This is a genomic window from Streptomyces sp. ISL-94 (genome assembly GCF_018614075.1).
Lineage (GTDB): Bacteria > Actinomycetota > Actinomycetes > Streptomycetales > Streptomycetaceae > Streptomyces.
Map to the genome: position 1 here is coordinate 41,702 of NZ_JAGGOZ010000068.1, position 15,057 is coordinate 56,758.

Below are 15,057 nucleotides of genomic sequence, written 5' to 3' on the forward strand. Positions count from 1 at the left end.
GCACCACAGAGCACAGCAGCAGGAAGCCGGGGGAGGTCGGCGCCGTATGCATGTTTCGCATCTCTCATTGGCCGACTTCCGCTCGTACGCCCGGGCCGAGGTTCCCCTCGACCCGGGCGTCACGGCTTTCGTGGGCCCCAACGGCCAGGGCAAGACGAACCTCGTCGAGGCGATCGGCTACCTGGCGACGCTGGGCAGCCACCGGGTCTCGTCGGACGCCCCCCTCGTACGGATGGGGGCGGACCGGGCGATCATCCGCGCGGCCGTCACCCAGGGCGAGCGGCAGCAGCTGGTCGAGCTGGAGCTGAATCCGGGGCGGGCGAACCGGGCGCGTATAAACCGGTCCTCGCAGGTCAGGCCGCGGGATGTGCTGGGGATCGTACGGACGGTGCTGTTCGCGCCGGAGGACCTGGCCCTGGTGAAGGGGGACCCGGGGGAGCGGCGCCGGTTCCTGGACGAGCTCGTCACGGCGCGGTCGCCGCGGATGGCGGCGGTCCGGTCGGACTACGAGCGGGTGCTGAAGCAGCGGAACACGCTGCTGAAGTCGGCGGCGATGGCGCGCCGGCACGGCGGGCGGTCGATGGACCTGTCCACCCTGGATGTGTGGGACCAGCACCTCGCGCGCGCGGGCGCGGAGCTGCTGGCGCAGCGGCTGGACCTGATCGCGACCCTGCTGCCGCTGGCGGACAAGGCGTACGAGCAGCTCGCGCCCGGGGGCGGCCCGTTGGGGCTCTCGTACAAGTCCTCCGCGGGCGAGCCGGTGGACAGCGGTGCGGCGCGCAGTCGCGAGGCGATCTACGAGGCGCTGCTGGCGGCCCTGTCGGAGGTGCGCAAGCAGGAGATCGAGCGGGGCGTGACCCTGGTCGGGCCGCACCGTGACGACCTGCTGCTGCGCCTGGGCGAGCTGCCGGCCAAGGGGTACGCGAGCCACGGGGAGTCGTGGTCGTACGCGCTGGCCCTGCGGCTGGCCTCGTACGAGCTGCTGCGGTCGGAGGGGAGTGAGCCGGTGCTGATCCTGGACGACGTGTTCGCGGAGCTGGACGCGCGGCGCCGGGAGCGGCTGGCCGAGCTGGTGGCTCCGGGTGAGCAGGTGCTGGTGACGGCGGCGGTGGACGATGACGTTCCGGGTGTGCTGGCGGGGGTGCGGTTCGGGGTGTCCGGCGGTGAGGTGACGCGGCTGTGAGCGACCAGGGCGGTGGCCAGGGGAAGGAACCGGGGAAGGTGCCGGAGGCTTCCGGGGTGGACCTGGCGCGGCAGGCGCTGGCCGCGGCGCGGGAGCAGGCGCGGGCCCGGGGGAACGCGGCGGGCGGCCGGAAGCGGCAGCATCAGCCGGGGCTGAGGTCGGGGGCGCGGGCGGACGGCCGTGATCCGATGCCGTTGATGGCGGCGCTGGACCGGTTGCGCACGGAGCGCGGCTGGGAGATGCCGATGGCGGTGGCGGGCGTGATGGAGCGCTGGCCGGAGATCGTCGGGCCGGAGATCGCGGCGCACTGTGAACCGGAGCGGTACGAGGACCGCGAGCTCGTCGTGCGGTGTGACTCTTCGGCGTGGGCGGCGCAGCTGAAGCTGTTGGCTCCGCAGCTGGTGGCGCGGCTGAACGCGGATCTGGGGCAGGGGACGGTGCGGATGATCCAGGTGCGGGGGCCTGGGGGGCGGCCCAAGCCGTACGGGGCGTGGCGGGTGCCGGGGAGTTCGGGGCCGGGGGACACGTACGGGTAGGCCCGTGCCGGGGCGCCCCCGGCTGCCCCGGGACCCGGGGCTCCACCCCGGACCCCGGCGCCTCAAACGCCGGCGGGGCTGGATGTGGTCGGCCGTGCTGGGTGGGTGCGGCTCAAGGATTCGGGGCTCCGCCCCGGGCCCCGCGCCTCAAACGCCGGCGAGGCTGGTAGTGCCCGGCGAGGCTGGTAGTGCCCGGCGAGGCTGAGAGTGCCCGGCGGGGCTGGATTGGGCCCGGGCAGGGATCCGGGCTCTGGCCCAGGTTCCGCGTCTCGAACGCCGACAGGGCTGGTGGTGCTCGGCCCGGTTGTATCCGGCTGCGTCAGGTGGTGTCCCTCACGGTAGTCGGAGGTTGACAGGCCGAAGGGCTGGATGCCCGTGTGAGCCTCTTTGAGCCCCTTCCCGGATATGGGGAGTCGGAGAGTGGCGGTTCAGGGCGGCACATGCGGACTCAGGTACCGGCAAACCCCCATTCATGTCCGCGGTACCGGTAGACTGAAAGAAATCCCGCCCGTTCGCGGGATCACGCTGACAACGCAGATCGACGCGGCCGCTCCTCCGGCGCACACGCTGGTCCGGAGTACGGGCTGCGCTGTGCCAGAAAGGGCGCTTCGTGGCCGATTCCGGCGACTCCAACGAGAAGAATTACGACGCCAGTGCGATCCAGGTCCTCGAGGGCCTGGACGCGGTCCGCAAGCGGCCCGGCATGTACATCGGCTCGACCGGTGAGCGAGGTCTGCACCACCTCGTCCAGGAGGTCGTCGACAACTCCGTCGACGAGGCCATGGCCGGGCACGCGGACACCATCGACGTCACGATCCTCGCCGACGGCGGCGTCAGGGTGGTCGACAACGGTCGCGGCATCCCGGTCGACATCGTGCCGTCCGAGGGCAAGCCGGCTGTCGAGGTCGTCCTGACCGTCCTGCACGCGGGCGGCAAGTTCGGCGGCGGTGGCTACGCCGTCTCCGGTGGTCTGCACGGTGTGGGCGTGTCCGTCGTGAACGCCCTGTCGACCAGGGTCGCGGTCGAGGTCCGGCGTGACGGATACCGCTGGACCCAGGATTACAAGCTGGGTGTCCCGACGGCCGCGCTGCAGCGGAACGAGGAGACCGACGAGTCCGGTACGACGGTCACGTTCTGGGCCGACCCGGACATCTTCGAGACCACCGAGTACTCCTTCGAGACGCTGTCGCGGCGCTTCCAGGAGATGGCCTTCCTCAACAAGGGCCTGACCCTGACGCTGACCGACGAGCGCGAGTCCGCGAAGGCCACCGTCGGCGCCGACGACCCGGACGCGGAGGCGGCCGAGCCCGTGGCGCGGACGGTGAAGTACCACTACGAGGGCGGCATCGTCGACTTCGTGAAGTACCTCAACTCGCGCAAGGGCGAGCTGATCCACCCGACCGTCATCGACGTCGAGGCCGAGGACAAGGAGCGCATGCTCTCGGTCGAGATCGCGATGCAGTGGAACTCGCAGTACACGGAGGGGGTCTACTCCTTCGCGAACACGATCCACACGCACGAGGGCGGCACCCACGAAGAGGGCTTCCGCGCGGCGCTGACCGGCCTGGTCAACCGCTACGCGCGAGAGAAGAAGTTCCTCCGCGAGAAGGACGACAACCTTGCGGGCGAGGACATCCGCGAGGGTCTGACGGCGATCATCTCGATCAAGCTGGGCGAGCCGCAGTTCGAGGGCCAGACGAAGACCAAGCTGGGCAACACGGAGGCCAAGACCTTCGTGCAGAAGGTCGTCCACGAGCACCTCAACGACTGGTTCGACCGCAACCCGGTCGAGGCCGCGGACATCATCCGCAAGTCGATCCAGGCGGCCACGGCGCGCGTCGCGGCCCGCAAGGCGCGCGACCTGACCCGCCGCAAGGGCCTGCTGGAGAGCGCTTCGCTGCCGGGCAAGCTGTCCGACTGCCAGTCGAACGACCCCACCCAGTGCGAGATCTTCATCGTCGAGGGTGACTCCGCCGGCGGTTCCGCGAAGTCCGGCCGCAACCCGATGTACCAGGCCATCCTGCCGATCCGCGGCAAGATCCTGAACGTCGAGAAGGCCCGTATCGACAAGATCCTCCAGAACACCGAGGTCCAGGCGCTGATCAGCGCCTTCGGCACCGGCGTGCACGAGGACTTCGACATCGAGAAGCTCCGCTATCACAAGATCATCCTGATGGCGGACGCCGACGTCGACGGCCAGCACATCAACACCCTGCTGCTGACCTTCCTCTTCCGCTTCATGCGGCCGCTGGTCGAGGCCGGTCACGTCTACCTCTCGCGCCCGCCGCTCTACAAGATCAAGTGGGGCCGGGACGACTTCGAGTACGCGTACTCGGACCGCGAGCGCGATGCCCTGGTCGAGCTCGGCAAGCAGAACGGCAAGCGGATCAAGGAAGACTCGATCCAGCGCTTCAAGGGTCTGGGCGAGATGAACGCCGAGGAGCTGCGCGTCACCACCATGGACGTGGACCACCGTGTCCTCGGCCAGGTCACGCTGGACGACGCGGCGCAGGCCGACGACCTGTTCTCGGTGCTGATGGGCGAGGACGTCGAGGCGCGGCGCTCCTTCATCCAGCGCAACGCCAAGGACGTCCGCTTCCTCGACATCTGAGTCGGTCTCCGCTGACCGCCTGAAAGGACTTCTGACCAGCAATGGCCGACGAAACCACCCCCACCGCAGAGAACCCCGCGGAGGAGCAGCCCGTGCTGCGCATCGAGCCCGTCGGGCTCGAGACGGAGATGCAGCGCTCCTACCTCGACTACGCGATGTCCGTCATCGTCTCGCGTGCGCTGCCCGACGTGCGGGACGGCCTCAAGCCGGTGCACCGCCGTGTGCTGTACGCGATGTACGACGGCGGCTACCGGCCCGAGAAGGGCTTCTACAAGTGCGCCCGCGTCGTCGGCGACGTCATGGGCACCTACCACCCGCACGGTGACTCCTCGATCTACGACGCCCTGGTCCGCCTGGCCCAGACGTGGTCGATGCGCATGCCGCTGGTGGACTCGAACGGCAACTTCGGCTCTCCGGGCAACGACCCGGCGGCCGCGATGCGCTACACCGAGTGCAAGCTGATGCCGCAGGCCATGGAGATGCTCCGGGACATCGACGAGGAGACCGTCGACTTCACGGACAACTACGACGGCCGCAACCAGGAGCCGACGGTCCTGCCGGCGCGCTTCCCGAACCTGCTGGTCAACGGCAGCGCCGGTATCGCGGTCGGCATGGCCACCAACATCCCGCCGCACAACCTGCGCGAGGTCGCGGCCGGCGCGCAGTGGGCGCTGGAGCACCCGGAGGCCTCGCACGAGGAGCTCCTGGACGCGCTGCTGGAGCGGATCAAGGGCCCGGACTTCCCGTCGGGCGCCCTGGTCGTGGGCCGCAAGGGCATCGAGGAGGCGTACCGCACCGGTCGCGGCTCCATCACGATGCGCGCGGTGGTGGAGGTCGAGGAGATCCAGAACCGCCAGTGCCTGGTGGTCACGGAGCTCCCGTACCAGACCAACCCGGACAACCTCGCGCAGAAGATCGCCGACCTGGTGAAGGACGGCAAGATCGGCGGCATCGCCGACGTCCGTGACGAGACCTCGTCGCGGACCGGCCAGCGCCTGGTGATCGTGCTCAAGCGCGACGCCGTCGCCAAGGTCGTGCTGAACAACCTGTACAAGCACACCGATCTGCAGACGAACTTCGGCGCGAACATGCTGGCGCTGGTGGACGGCGTGCCGCGCACGCTGTCGGTCGACGCGTTCATCCGCCACTGGGTGACGCACCAGATCGAGGTCATCGTCCGGCGCACGCGCTTCCGCCTGCGCAAGGCGGAGGAGCGCGCCCACATCCTGCGCGGTCTGCTCAAGGCCCTGGACGCGATCGACGAGGTCATCGCGCTCATCCGGCGCAGCAACACCGTCGAGATCGCGCGCGAGGGCCTGATGGGCCTGCTGGAGATCGACGAGATCCAGGCGAACGCGATCCTGGAGATGCAGCTCCGCCGCCTCGCGGCCCTGGAGCGGCAGAAGATCGTCGCCGAGCACGACGAGCTCCAGGCCAAGATCAACGAGTACAACGCGATCCTGGCCTCGGAAGAGCGTCAGCGCCAGATCGTCAGCGAGGAACTCGCGGCGATCGTCGAGAAGTTCGGCGACGACCGGCGGTCGAAGCTGGTGCCGTTCGACGGCGACATGTCCATGGAGGACCTGATCGCCGAAGAGGACATCGTCGTCACGATCACGCACGGCGGCTACGTCAAGCGCACCAAGACCGAGGACTACCGCTCGCAGAAGCGCGGCGGCAAGGGCGTGCGCGGCACGAAGCTGAAGCAGGACGACCTGGTCGACCACTTCTTCGTCTCCACCACGCACCACTGGCTGCTGTTCTTCACGAACAAGGGCCGGGTCTACCGGTCCAAGGCGTACGAGCTCCCCGACGCCGGCCGTGACGCGCGCGGGCAGCACGTGGCGAACCTGCTGGCCTTCCAGCCGGACGAGAAGATCGCCCAGATCCTCGCGATCCGCGACTACGAGGCGGCGCCCTACCTGATCCTGGCCACCAAGGGCGGCCTGGTGAAGAAGACGGCGCTCAAGGACTACGACTCGCCCCGTTCGGGTGGTGTCATCGCCATCAACCTGCGGGAGACCGAGGACGGCAGCGATGACGAGCTGATCGGCGCGGAGCTGGTGTCCGCCGCCGACGACCTGCTGCTGATCAGCAAGAAGGCGCAGTCGATCCGCTTCACGGCGACCGACGACGCGCTGCGCCCGATGGGCCGTGCGACCTCGGGCGTGAAGGGCATGAGTTTCCGCGGAGGTGACGAACTGCTCTCCATGAGCGTGGTGAGGCCGGGTACGTTCGTCTTCACCGCGACCGACGGCGGCTACGCCAAGCGGACGCCGGTCGACGAGTACCGCGTCCAGGGTCGCGGCGGTCTGGGCATCAAGGCCGCCAAGATCGTGGAGGACCGCGGGTCCCTCGTCGGGGCGCTGGTGGTGGACGAAACGGACGAGATTCTCGCCATCACGCTCAGCGGTGGTGTGATTCGTACGCGCGTCAACGAAGTCAGGGAGACCGGCCGTGACACCATGGGCGTCCAGCTGATCAACCTGGGCAAGCGCGATGCCGTAGTCGGCATCGCCCGCAATGCCGAGGCCGGTCAGGAAGCTGACGAGATCGACGAGATCGAGGCAGCCGAAGGACAGGCCGCCGAGGCCGCCGAGGGCACGGAGCCTTCGGCTGGGGAGCACGAGGAGTAAGTCGTGAGTGGAGCCACGGGCGCCGGACCGGCCGAGACTGGAGAGAACGGTGCCCGTGGCCCCGCCGCGGACTCCCAGGGTGGGGGTGCCCCCGCCGAAGGCAGGGGGAGGATCGTGACGGATACCCGAGGACAGCAGGCGCAGCCGCCCGCGCAGCCGTACCACCCGCCGCAGGCCTACTCGGCGCCCTCGGGCCCAGGGGCGCCACGGGGCGGCGGGCAGGGTGCCGGGCAGCGCAAGCCGCGTACGGGGGCCCGTATGACCCCCAGGACGCGCAAGGCACGGCTGCGGGTGGCCAAGGCCGACCCGTGGTCGGTGATGAAGGTCAGCTTCCTGCTGTCGATCGCGCTGGGCGTCTGCACGATCGTGGCGGCGGTGGTGCTGTGGATGGTCATGGACGCGATGGGCGTCTTCTCGACCGTCGGCGGCACGATCAGCGAGGCGACCGGCTCGAACGAGAGCAACGGCTTCGACCTCCAGTCGTTCCTGTCGCTGCCGCGCGTTCTGATCTTCACGTCGGTCATCGCGGTCATCGACGTGGTGCTGGCGACGGCTCTGGCCACGCTCGGCGCGTTCATCTACAACCTGTCGGCGGGGTTCGTCGGCGGGGTGGAGCTGACGCTCGCCGAGGACGAGTGACCTGCGCAGACGCTCGGCGGGAACGGATTTTGGACCTCCCGGGTCTGTGCGCTAACCTTCAGGAGTCAGCGCGCAGCGCGGATGGGGCTATAGCTCAGTTGGTTAGAGCGCATCCCTGATAAGGATGAGGCCACAGGTTCAAATCCTGTTAGCCCCACAGTGTCGAAGACCCCCAGGCCCAAGGCCTGGGGGTCTTTGTCGTTGGGCCAGTTGGTGGCTCGCCAGGTCACCGATCGGTATCGGTCGGTGTGTATTGTTGGCCGCCAGAAGTCCCCTACGTCAACGAAAGACGAGGTCGCGCGGTGAAGAAGCTGCTCCTGGTCGCACTGGCCGCCATCGGCGGGCTCCTCGTGTACCGCCAGATCCAGGCGGACCGCGCCGAGCAGGACCTGTGGACGGAGGCAACTGACTCCGTGCCCTCTGGTTCCGGCGTGTGAGACCCGAAGGTTGATCACATGGAGCCCCGGCTGCCGCTGCGGTCGGGGCTTTGTGCTGTTCTGTGACAAAAACTACGTTATGCAAAGATTTGGCTTGCGCTGGCAAACTCGGGGACTCGGGGTGGGCGTGATGGGTCGGGTACGGAGAACTGCGCTCGCGGGGGCGGCGGCCCTCGGGCTGGCGGCCGCCGCGCTGCCCGGAGCGGCGCACGCCGGGGAGCAGGCGCCGCAGCCGGTGCCGACGTACCGCGCGGCGAAGGGCGCGAAGGCGGTCGAGGGCCAGCCCTCCACGGCGGACGCCCCGCTGCTGGAGGCGGGGAACATCTACGAGGACACGCTGGCGCCCGGAGAGCGCGTGTACCGGCTCGTCCTGAAGAAGGACCAGTCCAACGTGTACGTCTCCGCCGTGGCCCGGCCCGCGCCGGGTGCCAAGGTCTCGTACGGCGACGGCATCGCGGTGGAGATCATGAACACCGCCGGGACGTCCTGTCCGGGCAGCGCCGGCAGCTCCAGCCTCGGCTACAACCCGGCGCTTGTCAGCGCCGCCGGCGTCCGGTGGGGCGTGGAGGACCACGACTGCGCCCCGGCCGGCGTCTACTACGCCAAGGTGACCCGTACGTCGGCCAAGGGCTCCGACCCGAGCCCCTGGCCGCTCGAACTGCGGGTCCAGCGCGAGCCCGGCCGCGGCCCCGGCGGCCCGACCGCCGCGCCCAGCGCCTGGCCCTCGGGGACCCCGGCCGCCCTGCCCGGCACCGAGGCGGTGGGCCGCACCGGCGGGACCGGCTTCAATGACGCCCGGGCGGTGGACGCCGGGGTGTGGCGGGACGAGCTGCGGCCCGGGCAGACCCGGTTCTACCGGGTGCCGCTGGACTGGGGACAGCAGCTGGGCCTCAGCGCGGAGCTGGCCAAGGCCAAGATGACCAAGCAGTTCGGCGCCGCCTCGGGCGGGCTCGTGGTCTCGCTCTACAGCCCCTACCGGGATCCGGTCATGGCCGAGGACACCTCCTACGACGGGAAGCAGGCCGGGATCACGCTGGAGAAGACCCCGCCGGTGGCCTACGAGAACCGCTACGCGAGCGATCCCGACGTACAGCCCGTGGGGATCGCCGGCTGGTACTACATCGCCGTGACCATGGGCGCGAAGGTCGCCGAGTTCACCGAGGACGCGACTCCCGTGCCGCTGACCCTGCGCATGGAGGTCACCGGCACCCCGGCCAAGGCGCCCGCGTACACGGAGAGTCTGGCCGCGGGCGGCTTCGGGGTCGGGGACGCGGATCGGGCCGCGGCCAAGGAGGGGCTCACCGCCCCGGAGGCCGCGCAGGCCGCCGGGAAGCACTCCGCGATGCGGGTGGTGGCGGGCGCCGGGTTCGGCACCGGGACGCTGCTGCTGCTCGTGCTGGGCGGCTGGATCCTGCTGGCCCGGCGGGGCCGCGGGGCTACAGCCGGCTGAGGGCCCAGACGCCGACGGCGAAGCAGAGCAGCGCCGCGGCGAGGATCCCGGCCGTGACCTTCCGGGGCGGCGGGGCCGGCCCGCCGCCGCGGGCCGTCGGGAGCGCCGAGGTCGCAGGGCCGGTCACGACGGGCGGCGGCAGGTGGAAGCTGCCGGTCTGCGAGGGCCCGTACGCAGGCCCGTACGAGGGCACCTGGGCCGGGACCGCCGCGTACGGGGCGGGCGCGCCGGCCGGGGCCGCCGGTGCGCCGTACCCGGGAGCCGTCACCGTGCCGGCCGTGCCGCGGGGATCGGTGCGGGTGGGCTCCGCCGACACCGCCACCGTCGTGGAGGCGGAGGCGGAGGGGGAACCGCCCGGCGGAGCCGTGGCGGCCGTGGGCGCCGCAGTGCCGCCCGCCGGGCCCGCGGCGGCCGTCAGCGGCCCCTGGGGGTCGAAGCCGGGCGGGAGCGGGCCGAGTTGGTCGAACACCTCCACCACACCCTCGTCCGGCGCGGGCGGGGGCAGCAGCTCCACGGCCTCGGCAAGGGCCTTGCGCGCCCCTGTGGCCGTCTTGAACCGGCTCTGGGGATCAGGCAGGAGCAAGCCGGCGATGACGTCCCACAGCGGCGTGGGAACGCCCTCGGGGGCGCCGGGGGTGCCGTGGGCGAGGAAGTGCTCGACGAGGGCCTGGGAGTCGGGCTTGCGGCCCTGGAGGAGGTACAGGGCGACCAGCCCGACGGCGAAGAGGTCGGCGGGGAAGTCGGGCTCGGCGCCCAGCAGTTGCTCGGGGGCGAAGTAACCGGGTGTGCCGACCACGTAGTTGGTCTCGGTCAGCCGGGGCTCGCCCTTGCGCATGGAGATCCCGAAGTCGGACAGCCGCAGGTGCGGCCGCCCGGTCCCGGTGGCCTCCATCAGGATGTTGGCCGGTTTGATGTCGCGGTGGACGACACCTTCCGCGTGCACCGCCGCCAGCCCCGACAGGAGCTGGTCCAGCAGGGTGCAGACGAAGCGCGGCGGGAGAGGGCCGTAGTCCCCGATCACGTGGCCGAGCGAGCCGCCGCTGACCAGGTCCATGGTGAACAGGACCTTGTCGTCGTCGGCCGCCCAGCTGGCGGGGGCCAGTACGTGCGGGTGATCGATCCGCAGCGCCTGCTCCCGTACGAACCTCAGGAGTGTGTGGGCGTCGCTCTGGAGGAGGACCTTCGCCGCCACGTAACGGCGGCGACGGTGGTCCCAGGCACGCCACACGGCGCCGGCGCCACCGCGCCCGATCGGGTCGATCAACTCGTACCGACCGGCGAAAACCTCACCCATTGCTGTGCCCGTCCCCCGTCACCCGTTGTCCGTCGTCGTGCGTGTCAGTTCTGGTGGGCCTCGTAATGGGCGACCGCTTCGGCGGTGCGGCCCGCGCCGTACACCCGGAGGAACTCTGCCAGTTCCGGGTGGCTGGGGGCGAGGGTGTTCGCCGCGTCGATGATGTCGCCGGCCGCGGAGACCGAGCGCAGCAGCGACTGGATCTCACGGACGACCCGCTTGACGGTGGGAGCGCCCGAGCCGGTGGCGGTCTGGCCGCTGTTGCTGAGGACGGAGCCTCCCTGGGACTTCTTGATCTCGTCCATCCGGTCGGTGGCCTCCCCCGCGCTGACGCTCCCGTCGGCCACCTGGCCGGCGAGGTCCTGGAGGGCCTGGACCCGCTGCACCACGGCCGGGTTGCCGATCTTGGCGCGCTGGCCGCTCATCAGCTGGGACAGCATGGGCGCCGACAGTCCGAGGACGGCAGCGAGGCGGGCCTGGTTCAAGCCGAGGTCATCTATGAGCCGGCGGAAGAGCGCGCCCAGGGGCTCCCCGTACCAGCTGCGCTGAAGCTCTCTGGCTCTGGCCGTGGCCTCTTGTTGTACTGCGTCCACTCTTCGTACTCCCCTTCGCTGGTGCGAACCTCGCGAGCATCTTACGGAGAGTGGTCGCGGGGCGGGAGTCCCTATCATTTTGCGAGATGAGGGGGTACACCCGGTACTCTGTTCTGCGGAACGGCCGCTCCCCGCACGGGGGACAGGCGTGCCCGGATCCACGGGGCCTTAGCTCAGTTGGTAGAGCGCTGCCTTTGCAAGGCAGATGTCAGGAGTTCGAATCTCCTAGGCTCCACAGGTGAACCCCTCTGAACTGCGGAAACGCGGGGCAGAGGGGTTTTTGCGCGGTCTCAGAGGTCGATCCAGTAGCGGCGCTTGGGCCCGATGAGGGTGTCGCGGACGTCCTCGAGCACGCCGCCGTTCCGCTCGATCGTGCGCACCGACGCGGTGTTGTCCGGATCGCAGGTCAGCAGGACCCGGTCCATCCCCATGATGCGCGCCTCGTGGAGTACCGCACCCAGCGCCCAGGTGGCCAGGCCGCGCCCGCGGGCCGAGGGGCGGACGCTGTAGCCGATGTGGCCGCCCGCGTCGAGGAGGAAGGCGTTCAGGTGGTGGCGCAGGTCGATGGCGCCGAGGTAGGTGTCGCCCTCCGCGATCCACCAGTACGTCGCGTGCACCCGGCCCTGCTCGACCGGCACCGTGCGGTCGGCGTACCGGTGGAGCCGCTCCACCCAGGCCGCGAACCCCACGGGGCTCTCCACCTCGTCGTCGGAGCCGAGTCCGGCCCCGTCGATGTGCGCGTCGTCGCCCCATTCGGCGCGGGCGGCGAGCCAGGAGGCGTGCAGGCGGGGGGTGGGCGTGATGAGGTCGGGCATGGTGCGGACGATAACAGCCGGCTCTTCCCCCCTGACCTGAGCAAACGCGGGCAGGGGGGTGTGCACGGCCCTCCCGTCAGCCGTCGAGCCAGCCGCAGCGGCGGGCGTAGCTGCCGGCCTGGAAGCGGCTCTCCGCGCCCAGCTCGTTCATCAGGTCCGTGACGTGCCGGCGGTAGGTGCTGGTGGACATGGAGAGCCTGCGGGCCGCCATCTCGTCCTTCATCCCCGACTCCAGCAGCCGGACGATGGAGCGCCGCAGCTCGTCCTTGGCGGAGCCGTAGCCGACGCCGCTCGGCGCCGAGGTGAAGGGGCGGGCCGAGTCCCAGGTGCTCTCCCACGCCCGGTAGAGGTGGTCGACCAGCGAGGGGTCGCGAATGGCTATGGCGGCCTCGCCCCCGGAATTGCGGCGGTCCGCGATGATGGCGGTCTCCCCGTCGAAGAAAATAATGCGGTCCGGGATGTGACCGATAGTCCGGACCTGCGCCCCGAGAGCCACCATTTTCGTCAGGTGCTGCTGCATGTATTGATGGGCCAGTACGGAATGCGGATAGAGCGTTCGCATCACAATTCCGCGGTCTATTACCTCCGCCGTTCGCGCCAATCCCTCCTCCAGTGCTTCTTGAGGGGGAAGCCGGGGATGTGCGGCCGCGACCTCCGCCCGGGTACCGGCGGAAAGCCGCTCCAGAGTGGAGCGGACGGTGTCCAGGAGAGTGAGGTGCTCGATGGGATTCCGCATGAAATGACTCTGCCAGGATTCCTCGAATACCGACTTCATGGTCATTACATGGTTGCGCAGGCGCTCGGCCTCCCGGTGGCGCTTCTGGATCTCGGCCTCGATCGGGCCGACCAGGTGGGCCGCCGCCGCGTCCGGGCTCGCGGGCAGGTAGCCGGGGGCGTCGGGGCTGTGGAGGTGGTCCCGGCCGGCCGGGCCGGCGGCGTCCTCGGGCTGCTGCGGATCGACCCACTCCGGTCGTAGCAAGTGGAGTTGGGTCAAGTCCCGCACGGCCGAGTCGACGTCGGCCAGCGGCACGCCCATGCGCATGGCGGCCTTGGCCGGGTCCAGGCGGCCCTGCTCGAGTGCCCATTGGTAGAGGGCGACGTGCAGGTCTCCGAGGGGCGGGGTGCCACTTACCTCCGAGGTGGATTTGTGCATCTTCGTACCCTTCGCGGGTGAGTGCTAGTCACTTACCACTTCTCGTCACCAGGGTTTCCCTGGCGCGCAGTACGTCAAGTCCGGCACGGTTGCTCCAGCGGCCGGAAACGGGGGCCGAAAGCTACAGCAGACTAAAAGGGGTTCGTCCGTGAAGCTCAAGTTCGTCGCACTGTCGCTCATTTCGCTCTTTTCCATCGGTGGCCTCGGCTTCGCCGCATCCCCCGCCTCCGCCGCGGTTCCGACGGGCGCGGATGCGACGGACACGACCGGTGCAGACGACATCATTTGGCACTAGCTCCCGGTCCGCAACGGAGGGGAATAACAGAGTCCGGCTCGAGAAAGTGACGGGGAGATGAATAAGGGTTTCTGCTCGATCGCGTGGGGAAGTCTGTCCCAGTATCTGGACAAAGTCGAGGGTCTTTCAAGATCTGGACCTCGGCTTCTCGGTGGGGGAGACAGACCGTGAGCGCCCTGGCCGCCTTCGACGGCGTCAGCGGCGGCCTGCCCCCTGAGGACTGGGACGCCCTGGCCGGAAACCGGCTCTACTCCTCATACGACTGGCTGCGGTTCTGCGCCACCGACATCGGCGGCCGGACGGCCACCGGTGCGGTGCACGCGGCCGGCGCGGCCGTCAGCGTCACCGCCGTCGCGGAGGAGCCCAACCCCTTCTACCAGTGGAACACCCAGCTCACGGCACGGGGCCTGCCCGCACCCGACGCGGCCGGCCTGCTCGTCGGCCAGCGCCGCGGCTACCAGACCCACCTGCTCACCCCGGGCGGAGCCACCGCGGACAGGGCGGCGCCGGCCCTGCTCGACGGGGTCCGCTCGCTGGCCGCCGAACTGGCCGGAAGTGAACTGCTCGACGGCGCCTTCGGCGGTCCTGCGGGGGCGAAGGAACCCCTGCCGTGCGTCGCGAGCTTCGTCGGCACCCCCGACGTCCAGGCCCTCCGCGCGGCCGGCGTACGGACGGCGCCGGTCCTCCTGACGACGGACGCCTGGGTCTCCATCCCCGAGGGAGGGTGGCCGGAGTGGCTGCGCCGGCTCCCCTCGAAGGGCCGCAGGGACTCCGTCAAGCAGGAGGTCAAGGCCTTCGCCGCGGCGGGCTACGAGATCACTCGGGAACCGCTTGAGGACTGCTACAGGCAGGCCGCGGATTTGCTCGCCGGCACGCAGAAGCGATACGGGCATTCCTACGACTTGCATGTGCTGAGCGAGTCCTTCCGGCTTCAGGGCGCCGCCATGGGAGCCAAGGCGCAGGTGCTCTTCTGCGCCCGCTCCGGCGAGCCTCCGGTGGGTTTCTGCCTCTTCTATATCCACGGCGACACGCTGTTCGTCCGCGCGGTCGGCTTCGACTACGAACGGTTGATCCGTGGTGCCGCGGAGTATTTCAACCTGGTGTACTACGCCGCCGTCCGCATAGCCGCCGAGAATGGCCTGCGGTGGCTGGCCCCGGGAATCGAATCCGCCGACGCCAAGGCGCTGCGCGGTGCGCGGCTCCGCCCGCTGTGGCTCCTCGACCTGTCGGAGCGGAGCGTTCTGCTCGGCCGGGACGACGAGGTCCGCGCCTACAACGCCGCCGAGTTGAGCCGGCTCTCCGCCATCTCCCCGGCGGTCTCCAAGGCGCTGGAGCACGACCTCTACGCGCCCTTCTGCTGACCCCCGAACTGACTCCGGACTGACCCCGGACGGCCACCGCCCCACCGCCCCACC

13 protein-coding genes and 2 tRNA genes are annotated in these 15,057 nt (G+C 70.1%); 11 read left to right on the forward strand and 4 right to left on the reverse strand.

The window, feature by feature from the left end; translation table 11 throughout:
- Positions 1 to 46: 46 nt before the first annotated feature.
- The 8 genes from recF (at position 47) to J7E94_RS21555 (ending at position 9,492) form a co-directional block, all read left to right on the forward strand.
- Complete coding sequence (gene recF / locus J7E94_RS21520) at positions 47 to 1,183, forward strand: DNA replication/repair protein RecF (RefSeq protein WP_215017869.1); 1,137 nt, start codon at positions 47 to 49, stop codon at positions 1,181 to 1,183.
- 38 nt (positions 1,184 to 1,221) lie between these two features.
- Entirely contained in the window at positions 1,222 to 1,719 is a 498-nt protein-coding gene (locus J7E94_RS21525; protein WP_374224481.1) for a DUF721 domain-containing protein, read from the forward strand.
- Between the two features lie 589 nt (positions 1,720 to 2,308).
- Positions 2,309 to 4,330 (forward strand): DNA topoisomerase (ATP-hydrolyzing) subunit B, encoded by a 2,022-nt coding sequence (gyrB, locus tag J7E94_RS21530; RefSeq protein ID WP_215017903.1) that lies wholly within the window; start codon positions 2,309 to 2,311, stop codon positions 4,328 to 4,330.
- Positions 4,331 to 4,371: 41 nt separating this feature from the next.
- Positions 4,372 to 6,966, forward strand: a complete 2,595-nt coding sequence (gene gyrA / locus J7E94_RS21535) for a DNA gyrase subunit A (RefSeq protein WP_215017873.1) — start codon at positions 4,372 to 4,374, stop codon at positions 6,964 to 6,966.
- A 3-nt stretch (positions 6,967 to 6,969) separates the two neighbouring features.
- Positions 6,970 to 7,605, forward strand: a complete 636-nt coding sequence (locus J7E94_RS21540; protein WP_215017875.1) for a DUF3566 domain-containing protein — start codon at positions 6,970 to 6,972, stop codon at positions 7,603 to 7,605.
- Positions 7,606 to 7,688: 83 nt separating this feature from the next.
- Positions 7,689 to 7,762, forward strand: a tRNA-Ile gene (locus J7E94_RS21545).
- A 145-nt stretch (positions 7,763 to 7,907) separates the two neighbouring features.
- Entirely contained in the window at positions 7,908 to 8,042 is a 135-nt protein-coding gene (locus tag J7E94_RS21550) for a DLW-39 family protein (RefSeq protein ID WP_208809277.1), read from the forward strand.
- A 130-nt stretch (positions 8,043 to 8,172) separates the two neighbouring features.
- The gene (locus tag J7E94_RS21555; protein WP_251057015.1) at positions 8,173 to 9,492 is read left to right on the forward strand and encodes a hypothetical protein; all 1,320 of its coding nucleotides are present in this window, start codon (positions 8,173 to 8,175) and stop codon (positions 9,490 to 9,492) included.
- On the opposite strand, the gene J7E94_RS21560 is transcribed toward J7E94_RS21555, so the two are convergent.
- Entirely contained in the window at positions 9,479 to 10,786 is a 1,308-nt protein-coding gene (locus J7E94_RS21560; protein WP_215017880.1) for a serine/threonine-protein kinase, read from the reverse strand. The genes J7E94_RS21555 and J7E94_RS21560 overlap by 14 nt on opposite strands.
- Before the next feature lie 44 nt (positions 10,787 to 10,830).
- Positions 10,831 to 11,379 carry a DNA-binding protein gene (locus J7E94_RS21565; protein WP_215017882.1) on the reverse strand — a complete coding sequence of 183 codons (549 nt, stop codon included), beginning with the start codon at positions 11,377 to 11,379 and terminating at the stop codon, positions 10,831 to 10,833.
- Positions 11,380 to 11,541: 162 nt separating this feature from the next.
- Here J7E94_RS21565 and J7E94_RS21570 point away from each other — a divergent pair.
- Positions 11,542 to 11,614, forward strand: a tRNA-Ala gene (locus tag J7E94_RS21570).
- A gap of 55 nt (positions 11,615 to 11,669) precedes the next feature.
- On the opposite strand, the gene J7E94_RS21575 is transcribed toward J7E94_RS21570, so the two are convergent.
- Both J7E94_RS21575 and J7E94_RS21580 read right to left on the reverse strand, forming a co-directional pair.
- A complete protein-coding gene (locus J7E94_RS21575; RefSeq protein WP_215017884.1) occupies positions 11,670 to 12,194 on the reverse strand; it encodes a GNAT family N-acetyltransferase in 525 nt (174 codons plus the stop codon).
- Positions 12,195 to 12,270: 76 nt separating this feature from the next.
- Positions 12,271 to 13,347: a hypothetical protein gene (locus J7E94_RS21580; protein ID WP_215017886.1), complete on the reverse strand. Its 1,077-nt coding sequence runs from the start codon at positions 13,345 to 13,347 to the stop codon at positions 12,271 to 12,273.
- Positions 13,348 to 13,495: 148 nt separating this feature from the next.
- Between J7E94_RS21580 and J7E94_RS21585 the strand changes: the two genes are divergently transcribed.
- Complete coding sequence (locus tag J7E94_RS21585) at positions 13,496 to 13,642, forward strand: hypothetical protein (protein WP_215017888.1); 147 nt, start codon at positions 13,496 to 13,498, stop codon at positions 13,640 to 13,642.
- Between the two features lie 167 nt (positions 13,643 to 13,809).
- Positions 13,810 to 15,003: a peptidogalycan biosysnthesis protein gene (locus tag J7E94_RS21590; protein WP_215017891.1), complete on the forward strand. Its 1,194-nt coding sequence runs from the start codon at positions 13,810 to 13,812 to the stop codon at positions 15,001 to 15,003.
- Positions 15,004 to 15,057: the final 54 nt, after the last annotated feature.